The sequence below is a fragment of the Nocardia aurantiaca genome (assembly GCF_009708175.1).
Lineage (GTDB): Bacteria > Actinomycetota > Actinomycetes > Mycobacteriales > Mycobacteriaceae > Nocardia > Nocardia aurantiaca.
Map to the genome: position 1 here is coordinate 1 of NZ_WMBB01000009.1, position 20,999 is coordinate 20,999.

Below are 20,999 nucleotides of genomic sequence, written 5' to 3' on the forward strand. Positions count from 1 at the left end.
CGTTTGCGCATGACGACCAGTCTGTTGTGCTGGCCCGATGCGGGAGCAGGGCCCAAAGTCCCCTCGCCTCCGACGTCGGATGGAGATTCCACTACGACTTCGGACGTCAGCACCGGCGCGCTTCGGAATTCTCGAGCTGGTGGACCACGAGGTCGAGGAATGCGTCGACCTCCTCGCGGTGATAGGCGGGGACACCTTCGGGGGCTAGGTGGAAGGTGATGTCGCGAACGTCTTCGGGAGTGAGGCCGCTCGGGCCGTGGTGGGCGAGAGTGGCGGCGAGGCGGTCGAGGAAGGCCCCGACCTCCTTGGCGTGATAGCCGGGCAAGCCGTAGGGGGGCGCGGAGAATTGGATGCGTAGGACGTCGTCGGGGGTCAACGGGTCGTGGGCGCGGCCCGCGCTGCTGCCCTGACGCAGGTATTCCAGTTCCATGCAGACCTGGTCGAGGAAGTCGTCGACCTGGTCGATGTCGTAGCCGCGGTGATCGGGTGGGGGCGCGTCGAATTCGATGAGCCGGATATCGGCGATGGTGAGATGGTCGCGGCCGAGCATGGTGTCGGCGATGCGCGCGCAGAAGGCATCCACCCGGGCGGGGTGGTAGCCGTGATGCCCGAACGGTGCATGGCCGAACCGGGTGCGGCGGACGTCGTCGGGGGTCACCCGGGTCATTGTGCCAATGGGTTCATGTCCGAATTTCTTCCGCCCCTTGCGAATCCGGCCGCACCGGACAAACCGGTCTGGTTGCGCAGGGTGGCTCAGCGCTTGCGCACACCGTCGATGAGCAGGTGCCGGATGGCATGGCTGAGATCGTCGACCGCCTGCACATCGGGGGTGCGGATACCGTGCAGGATCGCGGCCAGCAGCATGCCGGTCACCGCCCGCGCGGTGTTCACCGTGTCGAGATCCGCGCGCAGATAACCGCGCTCGACGCCGTGCTCGAGATAGCCGGCGGTCAGCGCGTCCGCGGTATCGAGCAATCCGTAGAGCCGCGTGGTCAATTCGGTGTCGATCCCGGTGGCCTGAAACAGCAGCAGCTGCGCCACCCGCCGGTCCTCGAGGAAGATCCGGTTCAGCGCGTCGCCGATGCGGTCCACCTGCGCCCGGTATTCCTCGAGGCTGTCGGCCGCGTCCGGGGCGTTGTCGGTGCCCAGCGACTCGATGATGCGCGCGGCCAGGTCGTCGATGACGTGGTCGATGATGTCGCGCTTGTTCTCGAAGTAACGGTAGAACGTCCCGTGCCCGATGCCGAGCTCATTGGCGATGTCGGCGATGCCGGTGGCGTGGTAGCCCTTCTCGGCGAAACACGCGAACGCGGTGTCGATGATCTCCTGCCGGAGTTCGGCCTTGCGCCGTTCGATTCTCGAGGATGGCTTCGTCACGAGCCCGATGATACGGTGATCACAAGCGGAATGAGGTGTCATTCCGTGACATATGCATCACTTCAGTGGATCGAACAGTGTTCTTGCGGGAGGTTCGGCGTGGCACCTCAGTACGACGCCATCGTGGTCGGCGCCGGATTCGGCGGAATGGGCGCGGGGATCGAGCTGGATCGGCTCGGCCTGAGTAATTTCCTCATCCTCGAGCGGGAGGACGATCTGGGCGGCACCTGGCACGTCAACCACTACCCGGGCCTGGCCGTGGACATCGCCTCGGTCACCTACTCGTACTCCTTCGAGCCCAATCCGTACTGGTCGCGGCTGTTCGCCCCGGGTTCGGAGCTGAAGAAGTACGCCGAGCACGTCGCCGACAAGTACGACCTGCGCCGGCGCATGCGCTTCGACACCACGGTCGGCGGCGCGCGCTGGGACGAGGAGCGGCGGCACTGGGTGGTTTCGGTCCAGAACGGTGAATCGCTGACCGCGCGCTACCTCATGGCCGCCACCGGGTTCCTGTCGCAGCCCTACACCCCGCCGTTCCCGGGCATCGACACCTTCGCGGGCAAGATCATCCATACCACCGCGTGGGAAGACGACTTCGATCTCACCGGGACCAGGGCCGCCATCATCGGCACCGGCGCGACCGCCGTGCAGTTGATCCCGGAGGTCGCCGAGAAGGCACGGGCGCTCACCGTCTTCCAGCGCACCCCGATCTGGGTGGTGCCCAAGATCGATGCCCCCATTCCGCCCGCCGTCCAGCACCTGTTCGCGCGAGTTCCGTTGACGCAGAAGGCCGCTCGCCTGGTCAACACCGCCGCGCTGGAGGCGCTCATGGTGGTCGGCGTGCTGCACTTCAAGCAGGCCAAGCCGCTCAACAAGGCCGCGGGCATCCTGGCCAAGGCGCATCTGCGGACCCAGGTGCGCGACAAGGAGACCCGCGAGAAGCTGACGCCCGACTACGACTTCGGCTGCAAGCGGCCCACCTTCTCCAATCTCTACTTCAAGACTTTCAACGAGCCGCATGTGCGCCTGGAGACCAACTCCATCGACCGCATCGAGCCCGACGGCATCGTCACCGCCGACGGCCGCAAGACCGAGATCGACACCCTCATCCTGGCCACCGGCTTCAACCTGTGGGACGTCAACTTCCCGGCCATCGAGATCATCGGCCGTGATGGGCGCAACCTCGGAAAGTTCTGGCGAGACAACCGTTTCCAGGCCTACGAGGGCATCACCGTGCCGAAGTTCCCCAACTTCATCAGCCTCAACAGCCCCTACTCCTACAGCGGCCTGTCCTACTTCACCACCATCGAGGCGCAGATGAAGCATATGGCGCGCCTGTTCGGTGAGATGTTCCGCCGCGGCGAGCAGGTCTTCGAGGTCACCGAGCACGCCAACGCCGAATTCCTCGACCGCGTCACCGACAGGCTCGGATCGTCCGTCTTCTACGGAGGCCAGTGCTCGAGCGCCCGCAGCTACTACTTCAACCAGCATGGCGAGGCGGCGCTGCTGCGCCCGACAAGCACCCTGAACGCCCACCGCGAGGCGGTCACGTTCCCGCTCGACGACTACACCTACGGGGTCGAATCCGCTTGAGCGGGACCGCGGGGGTCAGCACAGTCGGCGGCCGAGCGCGGCACTGACCGGAACGAGGTCCGCAAGCCGTCTTCACGGTTCGCGGCGCAAGCGCGGGGAGACGGAGCGCTCGATTCCGGACTGCGGCTCGATGGACCACGTCGTGGAGCGGAGGAGGGAAGAATCGAGACCACCGGCGCCGCGAACCGGTCCGGAGCGCGGAGGAAGGCAAATAGAACGCCGCCGCCGCGCATTCTCTCAGGGATTACTGGCAGACTGTGTGGGAAACGCATCCAACCGACCACTTACTAGGGGTTGACTTCGACGATGGACCTTCTGCTGCCGCTGCTGCTGGTTGCCCTGCTCATCCCGATGTTCCTCGGCGTCCGTCGCCAGAAGCGGGAGATGGCCAAGGTCACCGAGATGCAGGACGCCCTGAAGGTCGGCGATCGTGTCGTCACCACGTCGGGGCTCTTCGGCACCGTGGTCGAACTCGATGACACCAGCGTCGATCTGGAGATCGCCGAGGAGGTCGTTACCACCTGGCTGCGGCAGTCGATCCGCGAGGTGCGCAACGACGACATCGACGCCACCGGGGACACCACGGCCGAGGACAGCGCCGAGGCCGTATCCTCGAACAGCGCGGAGGCCGCCGCTTCGAACGGCACGGCGGACGATCACGTCGCCGCGCCCGAAGCCGCCGCCGACGCGTCACGGCTGACCAAGGACTGACATACTCCGCGCCATCGGCCGCCCCAGATTCCTGGCGGCCGGTGGCGCTGCGGTGTGTGCCCGATCGTTCCACCTTCGAATCCGCCTAGGAGATAAGTACTGTGCCACCTTCTCAGGGAACGGCGCACCCGTTGCGCCTGCTCGGCATCTACGCCGCGCTGGTGGCTCTGATGTTCGGCCTGATCTTCTTCACCGGAGACAAGCAGCACACCCCGAAGCTCGGCATCGATCTGCAGGGCGGCACCCGCGTCACCCTCACGCCCCGCACCCCGGATGGCGGCAAGCCGAGCCAGGACAGCCTCAAGCAGGCGCAGAACATCATCGAGCAGCGCGTGAACGGCCTGGGCGTGGCCGGCTCCGAGGTCGTCATCGAGGGCGATAACCTGGTGATCACCGTCCCGGGCGAGGATGGCGCGCAGGCCAAGACGCTGGCGACCACCGCCAAGATGTACTTCCGCCCGGTGCTGCAGAGCGCTCCCGCGCAGGCGGGTAAGCAGGCCCAGCAGCCACAGCAGACCCAGCCGCAGCAGCCGAGCGCGACCGCGACGCCGACTCCCACCGAGACCGCCCCGGCCACCAGCGAGGCGCCGGCGCCGACGACGACCGGTGAGGCCCCGCAGAACCGCGTGTTCCCCCAGCAGGCCCCCACCACCCCGTCCGCGCCGCCGTCGACGCCGGCGCAGCCGGGCCAGCAGCTGACCGCCCAGGAGATCGCGGCCGCGAAGGCGGCCCGGCAGAGCACCGATCAGACCGCGCAGCTGCAGGCGATGGCCACCCTGGACTGCTCCAAGCCGGATCCGTTGCAGGGCAATGACGATCCGAACCTGCCGCTGGTCACCTGCGGCACCGACGGCACCACCGTCTACCTGCTCGACAAGAGCGTGATGGACGGCCAGGAGATCAAGGACGCGTCCGGTGTGCTGCAGCAGGGCCAGTGGGTGGTGAGCCTGCAGTTCAAGTCCAGCGGCACCGACCAGTGGGGCAATCTCACCAACAAGTACGTGGGCAAGCAGATCGCCTTCACCCTGGACTCCCGCGTGGTCTCCGCGCCGGTGATCAAGGAGGGCGGCCAGTTCTCCGGTAGCACCGCGATCTCGGGTCCGGGCATCAACAGCAAGACCTCCAAGGAACTGGCGAACACCCTGAAGTACGGTTCGCTGCCGCTGTCGTTCGGCACCTCCGAGGCCGAGACGGTCTCGGCGACCCTGGGCATGTCCTCGCTGCACGCCGGTCTGATCGCCGGCGCCATCGGTCTGGTGGCAGTGCTGCTGTACTGCCTGCTCTACTACCGCATGCTCGGCTTCCTGGCCGGTTTCTCGCTGCTCGCGGCGGGTGTGGCGGTGTACGCGCTGATCGTGTTGCTGGGCAGGTGGATCGGTTTCACCCTCGATCTGGCCGGTATCGCGGGTCTGATCATCGGTATCGGTATGACCGCGGACTCGTTCGTCGTCTTCTTCGAACGCATCAAGGACCAGATGCGCGAGGGCCGCAGCTTCCGGTCAGCGGTGCCGCGCGGCTGGCAGCGCGCGCAGCGCACCAACCTGTCGGGCAAGACGGTCTCGCTCATCGCCTCCGCGGTGCTGTACTGGCTGGCCGCGGGCCAGGTGAAGGGCTTCGCCTTCACCCTCGGCGTCACGACCGTGCTCGACGTCATCGTGCTGTACCTGGTGACCGCACCGCTCATGATGCTGGTCTCGCGCTCGCCGTTCTGGGCGAAGCCGTCGGTGAACGGCCTGGGCGCTATTGCAGAGCTTGCACAGGAACGCAAGGCCACCGCCGGCGTCCTGGTGAAGGAGGCGTGATCATGGCCAAGTCCTCTCCCGTCGTCGTCGATTCCGACCCCGAACTCGACTACGAGGCCGCGCCGTCGGACAAGCGGCACAGCCTGTTCGAACGGCTTTACACCGGTACCGGTGGTTTCGAGATCGTCGGCAAGCGCAAGGTGTACTACGGCATCGCGGCCGTGCTGGTCGCGATCGCCGTCGCCAGCATCGTGTTCAAGGGCTTCACCCTGGGCATCGACTTCGCGGGCGGTTCGCGGATTCAGTTGCCGGCGTCCGACACCGTCACCACTTCCAAGGTGGAGGACGTCTACCGCTCGGCGCTCGGCCACGACCCGGTGACCGTGCAGAAGGTGGGTTCGGGCTCCTCGGCCACCATCCAGATCCGTTCCGACACACTGAATACCGAGCAGGCGGACAAGCTGCAGTCCGCGCTCTTCGACGCCTTCCACCCGAAGGATTCGAACGGCCAGCCCAGCCGCAACGCCATCAGTGTCGCCGAGATCAGTGAGACCTGGGGCGGCGAGGTCACCAAGAAGGCGCTGCTGGCGCTGGTGGTGTTCGTCGGATTGACCATGCTGTACATCGCGATTCGCTTCGAACGCGATATGTCGATCGCGGCGATCGCCTCGCTGTTCTTCAACCTGATCGTGACCGCCGGCATCTACTCGCTGGTCGGTTTCGAGGTGACGCCGGCGGCCGTCATCGGCCTGCTCACGATTCTGGGCTACGTGCTCTACGACAACGTGGTCGTCTTCGACAAGGTCGAGGAGAACACGCGCGGCGTGCTCCACCTGAGCAAGCACACCTACGCCGAAAAGGCGAACCTGGCGGCCAACCAGACGCTGATGCGATCGATCAACACCACCGTCATCGGCATCCTGCCGATCATCGGCATGCTGGTGATCGCGGTGTGGCTGCTGGGTGTCGGCACCCTCAAGGACCTGGCGCTGGTGCAGTTGGTCGGCATGATCGTGGGTGGTTACTCGTCCATCTTCTTCGCCGTGCCGATCCTGGTGTCCATCAAGGAGACCTGGGGCCCGGTGGCCGCGCACACCAAGAAGGTCCTCAACCGCCGCGCCGGCGGCGCGAAGGCGCGGGTGGGCATGGCGGCGGCCGAACGGGTCGGCGTTGCGGGCCGAGGTATCGACGTCTCGGCCAACGGTTACGGGCGTGACCACGCGCCGCGCAGTCAGAGTGCCGGGGCGCCGCGCCCCGGGGCCCGGCCGAGTGGGAAACGACAGAAGCGACGGCACTGAGCGCGCAGGGGGTTTGCGACGGTGAAGCAAGACCATAGGGTTGTGCGCCGGACCGCCGCCGCGCTGGCGGCGGGTGCCCTCGCCGCAGGCGCGCTGGCCGGATGCTCCAGCAAGAACCAGGTGCCCTCGATCGGGTACGGCGTGGACGCGGTCATCGCCAGCTACAACGGCGGCAGCACGCTGGGCGCCAACAGCGGTGCGGCCGCGGTGTTCTCGCGGGTGCTGACCGGCTTCTTCTACACCGGCCCGGACGGGCAGCCGGTGGCCGACACCGATAGCGGCACCGCCAAGGAGGTGCCGGGCGACGCACAGACCATCCAGTACCGGCTCAGCCCGGAGGGCGTCTACTCCGACGGAGTGCAGACCTCCTGCGATGATCTGGTGCTGGTCTGGGCGGCGCACAGCGGACGGTTCACCAAGGCCGGTCCGGGCGGGCCGGTCCCGCTGTTCGACGCCGCGAGCACCGACGGCTACCGTGATATCGAGCGGGTCGACTGCCAGCCCGGATCCAAGGACGCCACCGTGGTGTTCCGGCCGGGCAAGCACTACTCGGCGTGGAAGACGCTGTTCAATGCCGCCGAGCTGATGCCCGCGCACGTGATCGCCGCCCAGGTGAAGATCCCGAATGTGGTGACGCCGGTGCAGACCGGGGATCAGCCCACGCTCGAACGCATCGCCGACTTCTGGAACAACGGCTGGAAGCTGGCGCCGGGCAAGGTGGACCTGACGCTGCTGCCCTCCTCGGGTCCGTACCGGATCGACTCCTTCGGCGACAAGGACGGTCTGGTGCTGGTCAAGAACGAGAAGTGGTGGGGCGATCAGCCCCGGACGCCGCGGATCGTGGTGTGGGACGGCCACTCCGACCTGAAGTCGAAGGTGTCGGACAAGTCCGTCGGCGTGCTCGATGTGGGCGCGGGATCGCTGGGTGATGTGAACCTGGGCGGATTCCGCCGGCAGAATCTGCCGGGCCGCGGGGTCGAGCAGTTGGTGCTGGGCACCGGCGGGGTGTTCGGTTCGGCGGACGCCCGCCGGGCGTTCGCGCTGTGCGTGCCGCGGCAGGCGCTGTTCGACAAGTTCGGGCACCCGGACTACAATGTCAAGCTCGGGCTGGGCGCGGGGCCGCTGAATTCGCGCACCGTACAACAGGATTCGGTGTACTACCAGGCCATCTCGGGTGCGGGCGACAAGTACAAGGGCGGTGACGCCACCGCATCGCAGGCCGCGGCCTCCTCTGGGATGCAGAACCAGACCGTGCGCGTCGGCTACCTCGAGCCCGACGAGCAGCACACGGCCATGGTCGCCGCCATCGGTGACGCTTGCAGGGCGGCGGGTATCACCGTGATCGACGCGGGCGCACCGGATTTCACCGCCTCGCAGCTCACCGACGGCAAGGTGGACGCCATCCTGGGTGGCACGGCCGGCATGCCGGGCCCGTCCGGATCGCTGAACGCCACCGACGCCATCGCCTCGCTGCGCACCGGTGCGGGCCTGAATTTCGGCCGATTCGGTAACGGCCGCTACGATGCCATCGCGGATCAGCTTGCGGCCGAGGACAACTCGGGCACCGTGCTGAATCTGCTGACGGAGCAGGAGAATCTGCTCTGGAGCGAGATGCCGTCGATACCGCTGTTCGCCGCCCCCCGCACCATCGGGTTCGGCGACGGCATGGAGAACGGCGTCGCCGGCCCCACCAAGGAGGGAGCGGGCTGGAACATGGATCGCTGGGTGCTGAAACGGTGAATGCCGTGGTGGCGTGGTGGATGAGGAATTGGTGCAGATGAGCAAGCACGAGATGCGGGAGACGGCCGAGGTGGCGGGAGAGCGGGCGGCCCGTGCCGAGGCCGCGGTGCAGCGGTTGACCCGCTGGCATGACGACTTCCCGACGCCGGGAGTGCGTTTCGCCGACCTGACCCCGGTCTTCGCCGACTCCGAGGGCTTCCGCGCGGTGCTGGACTGCTTCGCCGCCTGCGCGCCCGACGCCGACCTGGTGGCGGGCGTGGATGCGCGCGGCTTCCTGCTCGGCGCGGGGGTGGCCGCCTCCCTCGGAACCGGCGTGATCGCCGTCCGCAAGGCGGGCAAGCTGCCGCCGCCGGTCATCTCGCGCGAGTACACCCTCGAATACGGTTCGGCCACGCTGGAGATCCCGGCCGAGGGCATCGACCTGAAGGGTCGCCGTGTGCTGCTGCTCGACGACGTGCTCGCCACCGGCGGCACCCTCGCGGCGGCGGCCGAGCTGTTCATCGCCGCCGGAGCCGAGGTGACCGCGGCGGCGGTGGTGCTGGAGCTCGGTTTCCTCAATGGCCGTGAGCGCCAGGGCGATTACCCGCTGACCTCGATCGTCGAACTCTGAGCGGTTGCCTCCGCCGGCGCTGACCGTGCTGGATCGGGCCGGGGGCTGGGTGCTGATGCCGAACCTCGTTCGGGTCGATGCCGTCGTGGCCCGGATCGCCGCCGCGGCAGATGTCCAGGTGATAGCTGGGACGGTCACGGCGGCAACGGTTTCCGAGATTCCGGCGCGCGCCGAGGAGGCGGGGGAGATCGCCGGCTCACCCTCGGACCGGGACGACCGACGGGGATCTGTCGCAGGGCCGATCTCGCCCCGCAATACCGGTTCGCCCCCGATCCCGCCCGCGCTCGGCTCCTGGTCGTGCTCGCGCCACCGGCCGGACATCAGCGCCTGATGGACGGCTGCGTGCCTGTCCGAGGCACGACCACAAGCGCGTCGCGGCCGCCGAGTCGCTGGTCGTGCTTCGGAATACTCTCAACTACCGCCTGAACGTATCGCCGCCCTCGCCGGATACGATCTGGGCCGCTCCGAACACAGCGCAGTTCGCCGCGGCTCGCACCGCGTTTCGATCTCTCCGGCGCCGAGCTCTAGTAGCGGCCGATGATCCGGGCGACGAAGCCGGTCACGACCAGCCAGAAGACCGCGGCCAGACCGTAATTCAGGATGATGTCGACATTCGGGCTGCCGGTGTGGAACAGCCCCGGGAAGAACAGTGCCAAAGGTTCAGCGAGCCCCTTGATGAAGGTGAAGAACTTGTTGGTCTGGTCCGCGTTGAGGACCAGCATCAGGATGTAGACACCCTCGATGAGGGCGAACAGCGCGCCGACACCGCTGATGATGCGAGCGGCGTGGACTTCGTTACGGGCGACGTACGGCATATGAGAGGGATGCCCGCTGTGTGCCCATCGAAACGGCAGTGCTGAAACGATATGCGGGTCCGTGAAACCGCGTGTCCGCCATGGCATGATGTCCGGGTGATCACCGCGGCAGCCGTGAGCGTTCGGGCGTGAGGCCCAAAGTCCTCGTGGGTGGGGCGGTCGCCCTGGTGCTGGGTCTGATGACGCTCGTCCTCGTCATCATCCTGCCCGCCAGCGAGACCAGTTGCGGCCCGGGCACACCGACGGTGCCGGTCGTCGCGTCGGCCCGCACCGAACCCAACTGCCCCTCCACCGGCTCGCCCGTCGAGGTCGGGCTGCAGGAGGGCGCGCTGCGCGTGCTGCGCTGCACGGTCGCCCACTTCGGGATGATGGATATGCGCGGGCTCGTCAACGATGACTCCGCCCCGGACCTGAAGGCCGGTCGTGCGGTCGAATTCATCGTCGGCTCGGACTCCGGCAAGGGCGACGCCATCGTCTCGTTCCTCCAGGAGAACGCCGCCGCCTTCCACATCGACTACCTGATCTGGAAGCAGCGCAGCTGGACTCCCGCCGCCGCCACCGGCATCCAATGGACCCCGCTCGGCGATCGCGGCGACGCCGCCCGCAATCGCATGGACCGCGTCCAGGTCACCATCAAGGATGTCGTTCCGACCTCCACCGTGCTCGCGCCGGCCAACGTGTCCATGGCGGCCGCGCCCGGCACGGTGAACGAGGCGGGCGGCCTCATCGGGGCAGGACGGCACCAATATCCGCTCGCCGCAGGCGCATTCACCGTCAGCGACGTGTTCGGCGCGCGTGGCGGTACCCACCTCGGCGTGGATTTGGCGGCTCCTGCGGGCACGCCCATCTACGCGGCGGCGGACGGACTCGTGGTGGCCTCCGGTGCGGCGTCGGGCTTCGGCGACTGGGTCGTCATCGATTCCCTCGACGAGAGCGGACGCCGGTACTCCACGGTGTACGGGCACATGTACGAGAACGGCATCTTCGTGCACGCCGGCGATATCGTGCTGATGGGTCAGCACATCGCCGATGTCGGCAGCAATGGCGAATCCTCCGGCCCGCATTTGCATTTCGAGCTGGTACCGGGCGGCCGGCTGACCGGCGGGCACCAGGTCGACCCCATGCCGTGGCTGGCGGGCGGCACCATTCCCGCGCCGACCACGCCCTACTGTGAGAACGGATTCGGCACGCCGGGCGGCAATCTCGCCTCCGGGAAGGTGCCGCCCGAACTCGAGATCTGGTACCGGCGCGCGGGCTCGCTGTGTCCGGAGATTCGCGCTTCGCTGCTGGCCGCCCAGGGGCAGGCCGAATCCGGGTTCCGCACCGACGCGGTCTCCCCGGACGGTGCGCAGGGCATCGCCCAGTTCATGCCGGGCACAGCCAAGGCGCTCGCGCCCGACGGACAGCCGTACGTCATCGATGCCGACGGCAAAGGCTATGCCAGCGTGCTGGATCCGGCCGACGCCATCATCGGCCAGGGGCGCTACATGTGCGCCATCGCCAAGACCATCGAGGGCTGGATGTCGGAGGGCAAGGTCTCCGGCGACCTGACCGCGCTCACCGTGGCCGCCTATAACGCCGGTGAGGGCGCGGTGCTGGCTTCGGGCGGCATGCCCAACCAGATCTCCCGGCACTACACCGAGACCCGGCCGTACGTGGCGCGCATCCTGGCCGCCGAACCGGGCTTTCGCAGCCTGGGCAGCGAGGGCAGGTTTCAGGCCGACCAGAGCTCCGATCTTGGCCCCCAGATCGTGGCGGCGGGACAGCAATGGCTCGGCACGCCATACGTTTTCGGTGGCGGCGGGCCGGGCGGGCCCAGTGACGGCGGCTTCGATCAGGCGGGGTTCACCGCGGCGGCGGTGTTCGCGGCCAGCGGCAGCACGATCACTCTGCCGCGCACGGCCGAGCAGCAGTGGGAACGGGGCGAGGATGTGCAGTTGCTCAATGCCAAGCCCGGTGATCTGGTGTTCGGTTCCTTCGGCCCGCGCGGGCCCTCGGATGTCGGCGTCTACACCGGCAGCGGTCGCATGCTGCACGCCGAATTCGGCGGCAAGGTCAGTGAGGTGCCGCTCTCGAATGGCATGAAGGCTCGTCGCATCTCCAGGTGATCCGGGGTTGGCTCGGCTAACCAGGATATGTACTATCCCTATTCGTGCTGATGGGCGAAGGCGTCGAATGGGGACTGCACTGCTGCATGGTGCTGGCTTGGCTCGATGATCATGCGCCGATCGCCACCGCTCGCCTGGCCGAGATCTTCGAGCTGCCGCCCGAGTACCTGAAGAAGCGATTGCAGCCACTGGTGCGCGAGGGCATCCTCGATTCCACGCCCGGCGCGCGCGGGGGATATCGGCTGGCGCGCACGCCCGAGCGCATCACTCTCATGGATGTGGTCGCCGCGGTCGAGGGACGTACGGAAGCCTTCCGCTGCACCGAGATTCGCCGCCGGGGGGCCGGAGCGTCCCGTGCCGGTTCGGATTTCGCCAAACCGTGTGGCATCGCGAAGGCCATGGGGCGCGCGGAGCTGGCCTGGCGGCGCGAGCTGGAGGCGCAGACCGTCGCCGACCTCTTGGCCGGCACCCCGGCCAATGCCTCGAAATACACACGCAGCTTCTATGAACGCGTCGCCACCTGAGCGGTCCGCCGTCCACGAGAACCCCACCCGGCTCCGCGCCGGGTTTTTTCGGAAGGAGATTCGGGATGCTAAATATCCCGGTTAATGCCCGGTCGCGCCCGACCGACACCACCGCGGCGCCGAACGGATTGCGGCGCACCCTGATCCTGGCGCTGGGCACCTTCGCAGTCGGCACCGACTCGTTCATCCTGGCCGGGTTCCTGCCGGACCTGGCCGGGTCCCTCGCGGTGTCCACGGCCACGGCGGGGACGGCGGTGACGGTGTTCGCCGCGGCCTACGCGCTGGGATCACCGGTACTGGCCACTGTGACCGCGCGGCTGCCGCGCCGGGCGCTACTCGTGTCGGCGCTGCTGGTACTCGCCATGGCGAATCTGGGATCGGCGCTGTCGCCGACGTTTTCGATCCTGCTGATCACGCGGATCGTGGCGGCGCTGGGAGCGGCGGCGTTCACGCCGAACGCCGGAGCGGTGGCCTCGGCGCTGGTGTCGCCGCAGGCGCGCGGGCGGGCGCTGGCGGTGGTCGTCGGTGGGTTGACCATCGCGACGGCGCTCGGAGTGCCGCTGGGTGATCTGCTGGGGCACTGGCTGGGCTGGCGGCCGGCGCTGACCGGCGTCGCGATCGTGTGCCTGCTCGCGGCGGCCGGAGTCGCGGCGTGGGTTCCCGCGCTGCCGGGAAATCCCGCGGTTCCCCTGCGCGCGCGGCTGGCGGTGCTGCGCAATCGGTCGGTCACGGCAGTGCTGCCGCTGACGGTGCTCGGCATGGCAGCGGCGTATGTCGGGTACGCGTACGCTGTTCCGGCCTTGGGAGCCTTGGGAATCGGGGCATCCACCACCGCGTGGGTGCTCATGCTGTACGGCCTGGGCGCGGTGGCGGGCAATCTGTCATCGGGTTACGCCACCGATCGCTTCGGAGCCACGCGGGTGCTGACCGTCGGCTACGCGGTGATGGCCGCCGCGTTGACGCTCATGGGCGTCCTGGCCGCGACGGAGACCCACGTGCCCGTCCTGGTCGGCCTGCTGGCCCTGGGCTGGGGTGCGGCGAGCTGGTGCCAGACGCCCGCGCAGCAGCATCGGCTCATCGCGGCGGCGCCGCAGGAGTCCGGTCTGGTGGTGGCGTTGAACGCCTCGTGTATCTACTTCGGCATCGGCGCGGGGACCGCGCTCGGCGGCCTCACCATCGGGCACGGCGCGACGGTCATGTACGGGTCGGCCGCGCTGCTGGCTCTGCTCGCGCTCGGGTATCTGCGGCTCACCGCGTGGGCCGCGCGGTGAGGGGCGGTGAGACTCGGCTCACGAAATACGTTCTTGCACGGCCTCGTTGATCTCGGTTAGCGTAATCGAGTTCTTTCCCGTCCGATCGGAGACATGCCGTTGCTCTGCTGAGGTGATCGCCGAGTGGCCCGCAATCGCGCGCCGCATTCGCTCACTCTCGGGAGGTACGCATGTCATTACCCGTTATTTCCGTTTCCGATCTCACCTTCGCGTGGCCGGACGGCACCGCCGTGTTCGATGGTCTCCACGCCCAGCTCGGACCCGGCCATGTGGGCCTGGTCGGCAGCAATGGCGCGGGGAAATCCACCCTCTTCCGGCTGCTCACCGGCGAACTGCGCCCCGCGCGCGGTTCGGTGACCATTCCGGGGCGGTTCGGGTATCTGCGTCAGGACCTCGGGCTGGCCGCCGGGCAGCGGGTCGACGAAGTGCTCGGCCTGGCCGAGATCCGAAAGGCCCTGCACCGCATCGAATCCGGGGCGGGCACCGAGGCCGACTTCGAGACCGTGGGCGCCGCCTGGGATATCGAGGAGCGCGCCGTGGCGCTGCTCGGACGGCTCGGATTGCATTACGTCGCAGGGGATGTCGCGCGGCTGGACCGGCGGCTCGACACCCTCTCGGGCGGCGAGACCGTACTGCTGGGCCTGGTCGCGGAGTTGCTGCGCGAACCCGATGTGCTGCTGCTGGACGAACCGACCAACAACCTCGATCAGCTGGCGCGGCAGCGCCTCTACGAGGTCGTGGGCCAATTCCCCGGCACCGTGCTGACCGTCAGCCACGACCGCGGACTGCTCGACCGCGTCGACACCATCGCCGAACTCCGGCATGGCGAGATCCGCACCTTCGGCGGCAATTTCAGCGAGTACGAGCGGATCATCGAGATCGAGCAGGAGGCGGCGCGCGCCGCGATCCGCGAGGCCCGCAGCGATGTCCGCAAGCAGGCCCGCGAACTCGTCGAGGCCCGCATCAAACTCGACCGGCGACAGCGCTACGGGCAGAAGATGTGGGACCAGAAGCGCGAACCCAAGATCGTCATGGGCGAGCGCAAGCGCCAGGCCCAGGTGTCGGCGGGCAAACTGCGCAACAACCACATCGGCAAGGTCGAGGAGGCCAAGGATCATCTGACCGACATGCAGGACCGACTGCGCGACGACCGCGAGATCCGCGTCGACCTGCCCGGCACCCGGCTCTACCCGGGCCAGGACGTGCTCGAGCTGACCGACGCGCGGCTACCGTGCGGGCCCACGGTGACGCTGAAAGTCACCGGCCCCGAACGCATCGCGCTCACCGGACGCAACGGCATCGGCAAAACCACGCTGCTGCATCGCATCCGGGAGGAGTCGCCGACGGTGCCGTGGCGCATGCTGCCGCAGCGTCTGGACGTCTTCGACGAATCGCAGACGGTGTTCGAGAACGTCGCGGCCACCGCGCCGCACGCCTCCGCCGAACAGATCCGCGCCCAGCTGGCCCGATTCCTGTTCCGTGGCGCCGAGGCCGATATCACGGCCGGCGCGCTCTCGGGCGGTGAGCGGTTGCGCGCGGCCCTGGCCATGCTGCTGCTGGCCGAGCCCGCACCCAAACTGTTGCTGCTCGACGAGCCGACCAACAACCTGGACCTGCCCAGCCTCGCTCACCTCACCGAGGCGCTGGCGAGCTTCCAGGGCGCGCTCCTCGTGGTCAGCCACGACCCGCGTTTCCTCGCCGGCATCGGGGTGACGCGGCGGCTGGAACTGACCGCGGACGGGCTGGTCGAGACCGTGGGCGAACAATGAGCAGGAAGTCCCGGGCAACACCGGAACGATCCAGGTCCCATGCGGCCGCGAAACCGGGCTCCGACCGGGTATCGTTCATCGCTCCGGAGCCGTTCGGACCGGCGGCGATCGCTGCCCCGGTCGGGATCCGATTCCAGGACTAAAGTGGATGATCTGGGTGGTTGAACGGTCCGATATGGTTTTCCGATCGAGACCGCGAGCGGAGGTGGCATGACACAGCATCTGGAGCAGGCGAACTCGGGGCAATCGCCCGAGGGCGAGTCCGCCACCCCACCGGCCAATGGGCAGTCCGCCGCCGCTCGCAATTCCACCGCCGTCCCCACGTCCGCCTCGCGCCGGGTCCGGGCGCGCTTGGCCCGCCGCATGACCGGTCAGCGCGGCATCGCGGCCGTCAAGCCGGTGCTCGAGCCGCTCGCCACCGTGCACCGTGAGTTGTACCCGAAGGCGAATCTGGCTCTGCTGCAACGGGCTTTCGACATCGCCGACGAGAGGCACGCGCATCAGTTCCGCAAGTCCGGCGACCCGTACATCACCCACCCGCTGGCCGTGGCCAATATCCTGGCCGAGCTGGGCATGGACACCACCACGCTGGTAGCCGCGCTGCTGCACGACACCGTCGAGGACACGGGGTACTCGCTCGACGAGCTGACCGCCGAATTCGGCACCGAGGTCGCCCACCTGGTCGACGGCGTCACCAAGCTGGACAAGGTCAACCTGGGCGCGGCCGCCGAGGCCGAGACCATCCGCAAGATGATCATCGCCATGGCCCGCGACCCTCGCGTGCTGGTGATCAAGGTGGCCGACCGGCTGCACAACATGCGCACCATGCGTTTCCTGCCGCCGGAGAAGCAGGCCAAGAAGGCCCGTGAAACCCTCGAGGTGATCGCGCCGCTGGCCCACCGGCTGGGTATGGCCACCGTCAAATGGGAGCTCGAGGACCTCGCCTTCGCGATCCTGCACCCCAAGAAGTACGACGAGATCGTGCGGCTGGTCGCCGATCGCGCGCCCTCGCGCGACACCTACCTGGCCAAGGTGCGCGCCGAGATCGTCAACACCTTGGCGTCGAGCCGGATCAATGCCGTGGTCGAGGGCCGTCCGAAGCACTACTGGTCCATCTACCAGAAGATGATCGTCAAGGGCAAGGACTTCGACGACATCCACGACCTCGTCGGCATCCGCATCCTCTGCGACGAGGTGCGCGACTGCTACGCCGCGGTCGGCGTCGTGCACTCGCTGTGGCAGCCCATGGCCGGGCGGTTCAAGGACTACATCGCCCAGCCCCGCTACGGCGTCTACCAGTCGCTGCACACCACCGTGGTCGGACCCGACGGCAAGCCCCTGGAAGTGCAGATCCGCACCCAGGACATGCACCGGACCGCCGAGTTCGGCATCGCCGCGCACTGGCGGTACAAGGAGACCAAGGGCAAGCACTCCACCGATTCCACCGAAGTCGACGACATGGCGTGGATGCGCCAGCTGCTCGACTGGCAGCGGGAGGCCGCGGACCCGGCGGAATTCCTGGAGTCGCTGCGCTTCGACCTCAAATCGCCCGAGATATTCGTGTTCACGCCCAAGGGCGATGTGATCACGCTGCCGCAGAAGTCCACCCCGGTGGACTTCGCCTATGCCGTGCACACCGAGGTCGGCCACCGCTGCATCGGCGCCCGCGTCAACGGGCGCCTGGTCGCGCTGGAACGACAGCTGGAGAACGGTGAGGTCGTCGAGATCTTCACCTCCAAGGCCCAGAACGCCGGCCCCTCGCGGGACTGGCAGAATTTCGTGGTGTCCCCGCGCGCCAAGGCCAAGATTCGGCAGTGGTTCGCCAAGGAACGCCGCGAGGAGGCCCTGGAGGCGGGCAAGGACGCCATCAGCAAGGAGGTCCGGCGCTCGGGCCTGCCGCTGCAGCGCCTGATGAGCGTCGACGCCATGAGCGCGCTGGCCCACGAACTCCACTACACCGACATCTCGGCGCTGTATGCGGCCGTCGGCGAGAGCCAGGTATCCGCGCACCACGTGGTGCAGCGGCTCATGGCTCAGCTCGGCGGCGTCAGCGACGTCGAGAACGAACTGGCCGAGCGGTCCACACCGTCCACCGTGCCCGCGCGTCAGCGCACGACAGGCGATGCGGGCGTGGAGATTCCGGGCGCGCCCGGCACCGTCTCCAAACTGGCCAAGTGCTGCACCCCGGTACCCGGCGACGAGATCATGGGCTTCGTGACACGCGGCGGCGCGGTCAGCGTGCACCGCACCGACTGCACCAACGCCGATTCGCTGCGCGCGGAGCCGGAACGGATCATCGAGGTCAAGTGGGCGCCGTCGCCGTCATCGGTGTTCCTGGTGGCCATCCAGATCGAGGCCCTCGACCGCACCCGCCTGCTGTCGGACGTGACCAAGGTGCTGGCCGACGAGAAGGTCAATATCCTCTCGGCCGCGGTCACCACCTCCGGTGACCGGGTCGCCATCTCCAAGTTCACCTTCGAGATGGGCGACCCCAAGCACCTCGGTCACCTGCTGAACGTGGTCCGCAATGTGGAAGGCGTCTACGACGTCTACCGCGTGACCTCGGCAGCCTGACCCACCCGGTCGGCGGACTCCTTTGGCGCCGACGCGGTTTCGCCGCGTCGGCGCTCCGGTCTCTGGCCGCGGACTTTCCGGGCGGGCCGCGTCCGAGCTCTCACATGGTTTGCGTCTGGGTTGCTCGGTACCTTGATCATCGAGCAGGGGCGGGCGCCGGCGGCCGAGGCTCTCGACGCCCTGCCCGACTGGACGATTGCCCGGAGGTCGCGGGTACGATCGGCGCGAACCGGACCGGCCCGCCAGGATCGGTCGTCACCCGTAGGAAGGGCCCCGTACCAGCATGAAGTTCGAGAATGTCGCCGTCACCAAGCGCGCCAACGTCTACTTCGATGGCAAGTGTGTGAGCCACACCATCGAATTGGCCGACGGCACCAGCAAGTCGGTCGGTGTCATCCTCCCCGCCACCCTGACCTTCAACACCGGCGCGCCGGAGATCATGGAGCTGCTCGAGGGCGAGTGCAAGGTCACCCTCGCGGGCGAGTCGGAGGCCATCACCTACAAGGGCGGCGAGTCGTTCTCCGTGCCGGGCGAGTCCAGTTTCCAGATCGAGGTCATCGAGCCGGTCCACTACGTGTGCCACTTCGGCTGAGTCGCCGACACCCGCTGTGGCCCGGTCTCACGAATGAGGCCGGGCCACAGCCTTTTCCGCCGTCCGCGTGGTAGGCATGGGGTATGACGACCCTGGGAGTGGTGTTCCGGCCGCAGCATCCGCCCGAGCGGCTGCGGGAGGTGGTGCGGGCGGCGGACGAGTCGGGGCTCGACGAGCTGTGGTTGTGGGAGGACTGCTTCCTGGAGGGCGGGATCGCCACGGCCGCCGCGGCACTCGCCTGGAGTGAGCGGGTGCGGGTCGGGGTGGGCGTGCTGCCTGTCCCGCTGCGGAATGTCGCGATCACCGCGATGGAACTGGCGACGCTGGAGCGGATGTTCCCCGGGCGCGGGATCTGGGGTGTGGGGCACGGGGTTCAGGACTGGATGGGGCAGGTGGGGGAGCGGGTCGCCTCGCCGATCACCCTGCTGCGCGAATACCTCGAGGCGCTACGCGCACTGCTGGCAGGGCAGCGAATCACGGTGCGGGGCAGGTACATTCAGCTCGACGGCGTCGCACTGGACTGGCCGCCGGCCGCCGCACCGCCGATCCTGGCCGCCGCGACCGGCCCCCGGACGCTGGAGTTGGTGGGAGAGGCGGCTGACGGGGTGATCCTCACCAGCTCCACGCCCGCCGACGGGATTCGAACGGCCGCCGGTATCATGCGTGCCGCACGACCGGAAGCGCTTGCGGCACAGCCATATCCGATCGTCGTGTATTTGCTGGCAGCGGCTGGTCCGGATGCCGCCGAACGGGTGGCCGCGGAGCTGCGCGCCGAGGGACACGATGGCATTCCCGATATCGGTGTCGCGGGAGATGCTCGGGCCATCGCCGATACCGTGATCCGCTGGGTCGAGGCCGGCGCCACCAGCGTGATCCTGCAACCCACCGCCGACGAGCCGGACCCGGTCGGCTTCGTCCGCTTCACCGCCGAGCAGGTCGGACCCCTGGTGCCCTGAGCACGGGGGCAGGTGCCGTACCGGCATTCGTTCGAGGGCGTGACGCATTTCGACCGGCCGACGGGGAAACGACCCGGGCGAATCGCTCAGTTCGCCTGCACCGCAGTCGAATCCGCGTCTAGGGGCTAGCGCAGGCCGCGGAAGAACTCCCGGATGTCGTCGACCAGCAATTCGGGTTCCTCCATGGCCGCGAAGTGCCCGCCACGATCCACGTCCACCCAGCGGGTGATGGTGTTGGACTCCTCGCAGTAGCGGCGGATGCACACGTCGTGCGCGAAGGCGATCACACCGGTCGGGACGCCGGAGTTCGTCCCGGGCACACCCCGCTCCCCGGTGTGCGTGTACCCGACGTAGGCCGCGGAACCGGCGGTGCCGGTGAGCCAATAGATCATGACGGTGGTGAGGAGGCGGTCGCGGTCGATGATTTTGTCCGGTACCACGTTCCGCGGGTGCGTCCATTCCCGGAACTTGTCCATGATCCAGGCCAGTTGTCCCACCGGCGAATCCACCAGCCCGTACGCGAGGGCCTGGGGCCGCGTGGACTGAATCGCGACGTAGCCGAACTCCTCTCGCATGAACGCCTGGATCCGCCGGAGCCGATCGCGCTCCACGTCGGTGAGCTCGTCGAGGTCGTTCGCGGCCGAGGGCGGCGGCAGGCTGGGGCCGCCGTTGACGTGCACGCCGATCACTCGGTCCGGCGCGGTGCGAGCCACCTCGGGGCTGACCGCGCCACCGATATCCCCGCCCTGTACGCCGTAACGCTCATAGCCGAGGCGGTTCATGAGCTCGGCCCAGACGCGGCCGATCCGCGCGCGGGTCCAGCCGGGCTCGCTGACCGGACCGGAGAAACCGAACCCGGGCAGTGACGGGATGACCAGGTGGAAGGCGTCGGCCGGACTGCCGCCGTGGGCGCCCGGATCGGTCAGCGGGCCGATGACGTCGAGGAAATCGGCGATCGATCCCGGCCAGCCGTGCGTGAGCAGCAGTGGCACGGCGTCCGGTTCGGCGGAAGGGATATGCAGGAAGTGAATGCGCTGCCCCTCGATCTCGGTGAGGAACTGGGGGTATCGGTTGAACTGCGCTTCGGCCGCGCGCCAGTCGTATCCGGTGCGCCAGTGGTCGAGGAGTTCGCGCAACCAGTGCACGGGCACGCCGGTGTCCCAGTCGTCGCCCGGCAGCGGGGCGGGCAGGCGTGCGGCGTCGAGTCGTCGCTGCAGGTCATCGAGCTGTTCGGTGGGGATGTCGATGCGGAAGGGAGTGATCTGCTCGCTCATGTGAACCACCGTATGAGGCGGTCAGGACAGATTTTGCCCTAGCTG

At 68.1% G+C, this 20,999-nt stretch carries 18 protein-coding genes; 14 read left to right on the forward strand and 4 right to left on the reverse strand.

The genetic code is table 11. The features are described from left to right. Positions 1-106: 106 nt before the first annotated feature. Both GLP40_RS19495 and GLP40_RS19500 read right to left on the reverse strand, forming a co-directional pair. On the reverse strand, positions 107-667 hold the full coding sequence (locus GLP40_RS19495; RefSeq protein ID WP_154789419.1) for a DivIVA domain-containing protein: 561 nt from the start codon (positions 665-667) through the stop codon (positions 107-109). 86 nt (positions 668-753) lie between these two features. Further along, a complete protein-coding gene (locus GLP40_RS19500) occupies positions 754-1,419 on the reverse strand; it encodes a TetR/AcrR family transcriptional regulator (RefSeq protein WP_154789420.1) in 666 nt (221 codons plus the stop codon). A gap of 57 nt (positions 1,420-1,476) precedes the next feature. On the opposite strand from GLP40_RS19500, the gene GLP40_RS19505 reads away from it, so the two are divergent. From GLP40_RS19505 to GLP40_RS19535, 7 genes are all read left to right on the forward strand, one after another. Further along, positions 1,477-2,970, forward strand: a complete 1,494-nt coding sequence (locus GLP40_RS19505; protein ID WP_328290394.1) for a flavin-containing monooxygenase — start codon at positions 1,477-1,479, stop codon at positions 2,968-2,970. A 306-nt stretch (positions 2,971-3,276) separates the two neighbouring features. Then, a complete protein-coding gene (yajC, locus tag GLP40_RS19510; RefSeq protein ID WP_154789422.1) occupies positions 3,277-3,681 on the forward strand; it encodes a preprotein translocase subunit YajC in 405 nt (134 codons plus the stop codon). 101 nt (positions 3,682-3,782) lie between these two features. Further along, a complete protein-coding gene (gene secD / locus GLP40_RS19515) occupies positions 3,783-5,483 on the forward strand; it encodes a protein translocase subunit SecD (protein WP_328290395.1) in 1,701 nt (566 codons plus the stop codon). Positions 5,484-5,485: 2 nt separating this feature from the next. Then, complete coding sequence (gene secF, locus GLP40_RS19520) at positions 5,486-6,721, forward strand: protein translocase subunit SecF (protein ID WP_154789423.1); 1,236 nt, start codon at positions 5,486-5,488, stop codon at positions 6,719-6,721. 42 nt (positions 6,722-6,763) lie between these two features. Then, positions 6,764-8,461 carry an ABC transporter substrate-binding protein gene (locus GLP40_RS19525; RefSeq protein ID WP_328290396.1) on the forward strand — a complete coding sequence of 566 codons (1,698 nt, stop codon included), beginning with the start codon at positions 6,764-6,766 and terminating at the stop codon, positions 8,459-8,461. A 52-nt stretch (positions 8,462-8,513) separates the two neighbouring features. Further along, a complete protein-coding gene (locus GLP40_RS19530) occupies positions 8,514-9,071 on the forward strand; it encodes an adenine phosphoribosyltransferase (RefSeq protein ID WP_407671639.1) in 558 nt (185 codons plus the stop codon). 4 nt (positions 9,072-9,075) lie between these two features. Continuing rightward, entirely contained in the window at positions 9,076-9,402 is a 327-nt protein-coding gene (locus GLP40_RS19535; RefSeq protein ID WP_154789425.1) for a hypothetical protein, read from the forward strand. Between the two features lie 193 nt (positions 9,403-9,595). Here GLP40_RS19535 and GLP40_RS19540 read toward each other — a convergent pair whose 3' ends face one another. Next, positions 9,596-9,886 carry a hypothetical protein gene (locus GLP40_RS19540; RefSeq protein WP_154789426.1) on the reverse strand — a complete coding sequence of 97 codons (291 nt, stop codon included), beginning with the start codon at positions 9,884-9,886 and terminating at the stop codon, positions 9,596-9,598. Between the two features lie 128 nt (positions 9,887-10,014). On the opposite strand from GLP40_RS19540, the gene GLP40_RS19545 reads away from it, so the two are divergent. The 7 genes from GLP40_RS19545 to GLP40_RS19575 all read left to right on the forward strand — a co-directional run bounded on the left by GLP40_RS19545 (position 10,015) and on the right by GLP40_RS19575 (position 19,680). After that, positions 10,015-11,994 carry a peptidoglycan DD-metalloendopeptidase family protein gene (locus GLP40_RS19545; RefSeq protein ID WP_328290397.1) on the forward strand — a complete coding sequence of 660 codons (1,980 nt, stop codon included), beginning with the start codon at positions 10,015-10,017 and terminating at the stop codon, positions 11,992-11,994. 50 nt (positions 11,995-12,044) lie between these two features. Further along, complete coding sequence (locus GLP40_RS19550; RefSeq protein ID WP_154789692.1) at positions 12,045-12,518, forward strand: RrF2 family transcriptional regulator; 474 nt, start codon at positions 12,045-12,047, stop codon at positions 12,516-12,518. Positions 12,519-12,583: 65 nt separating this feature from the next. Beyond that, the gene (locus GLP40_RS19555; protein ID WP_154789427.1) at positions 12,584-13,789 is read left to right on the forward strand and encodes an MFS transporter; all 1,206 of its coding nucleotides are present in this window, start codon (positions 12,584-12,586) and stop codon (positions 13,787-13,789) included. A 170-nt stretch (positions 13,790-13,959) separates the two neighbouring features. After that, positions 13,960-15,558 (forward strand): ABC-F family ATP-binding cassette domain-containing protein, encoded by a 1,599-nt coding sequence (locus GLP40_RS19560; RefSeq protein WP_154789428.1) that lies wholly within the window; start codon positions 13,960-13,962, stop codon positions 15,556-15,558. A 210-nt stretch (positions 15,559-15,768) separates the two neighbouring features. Then, the gene (locus GLP40_RS19565; protein ID WP_154789429.1) at positions 15,769-18,132 is read left to right on the forward strand and encodes a RelA/SpoT family protein; all 2,364 of its coding nucleotides are present in this window, start codon (positions 15,769-15,771) and stop codon (positions 18,130-18,132) included. Positions 18,133-18,415: 283 nt separating this feature from the next. Next, positions 18,416-18,724, forward strand: coding sequence for a pyrimidine/purine nucleoside phosphorylase (gene ppnP / locus GLP40_RS19570; protein ID WP_154789430.1), 309 nt, complete (start codon positions 18,416-18,418; stop codon positions 18,722-18,724). A gap of 83 nt (positions 18,725-18,807) precedes the next feature. Beyond that, complete coding sequence (locus GLP40_RS19575; RefSeq protein ID WP_154789431.1) at positions 18,808-19,680, forward strand: LLM class flavin-dependent oxidoreductase; 873 nt, start codon at positions 18,808-18,810, stop codon at positions 19,678-19,680. A gap of 125 nt (positions 19,681-19,805) precedes the next feature. Here GLP40_RS19575 and GLP40_RS19580 read toward each other — a convergent pair whose 3' ends face one another. Continuing rightward, positions 19,806-20,954 (reverse strand): epoxide hydrolase family protein, encoded by a 1,149-nt coding sequence (locus tag GLP40_RS19580; protein WP_154789432.1) that lies wholly within the window; start codon positions 20,952-20,954, stop codon positions 19,806-19,808. Positions 20,955-20,999: the final 45 nt, after the last annotated feature.

Coding starts and splice junctions, on each gene's coding strand:
- GLP40_RS19495 (WP_154789419.1), bottom strand. CDS start 667: ATGACCCGGGTGACCCCCGACGACGTCCGCCGCACCCGGTTCGGCCAT.
- GLP40_RS19500 (WP_154789420.1), bottom strand. CDS start 1,419: ATGACACCTCATTCCGCTTGTGATCACCGTATCATCGGGCTCGTGACG.
- yajC (WP_154789422.1), top strand. CDS start 3,277: ATGGACCTTCTGCTGCCGCTGCTGCTGGTTGCCCTGCTCATCCCGATG.
- secF (WP_154789423.1), top strand. CDS start 5,486: ATGGCCAAGTCCTCTCCCGTCGTCGTCGATTCCGACCCCGAACTCGAC.
- GLP40_RS19530 (WP_407671639.1), top strand. CDS start 8,514: ATGCGGGAGACGGCCGAGGTGGCGGGAGAGCGGGCGGCCCGTGCCGAG.
- GLP40_RS19540 (WP_154789426.1), bottom strand. CDS start 9,886: ATGCCGTACGTCGCCCGTAACGAAGTCCACGCCGCTCGCATCATCAGC.
- GLP40_RS19550 (WP_154789692.1), top strand. CDS start 12,045: ATGGGCGAAGGCGTCGAATGGGGACTGCACTGCTGCATGGTGCTGGCT.
- GLP40_RS19555 (WP_154789427.1), top strand. CDS start 12,584: ATGCTAAATATCCCGGTTAATGCCCGGTCGCGCCCGACCGACACCACC.
- GLP40_RS19560 (WP_154789428.1), top strand. CDS start 13,960: ATGTCATTACCCGTTATTTCCGTTTCCGATCTCACCTTCGCGTGGCCG.
- GLP40_RS19565 (WP_154789429.1), top strand. CDS start 15,769: ATGACACAGCATCTGGAGCAGGCGAACTCGGGGCAATCGCCCGAGGGC.
- ppnP (WP_154789430.1), top strand. CDS start 18,416: ATGAAGTTCGAGAATGTCGCCGTCACCAAGCGCGCCAACGTCTACTTC.
- GLP40_RS19575 (WP_154789431.1), top strand. CDS start 18,808: ATGACGACCCTGGGAGTGGTGTTCCGGCCGCAGCATCCGCCCGAGCGG.
- GLP40_RS19580 (WP_154789432.1), bottom strand. CDS start 20,954: ATGAGCGAGCAGATCACTCCCTTCCGCATCGACATCCCCACCGAACAG.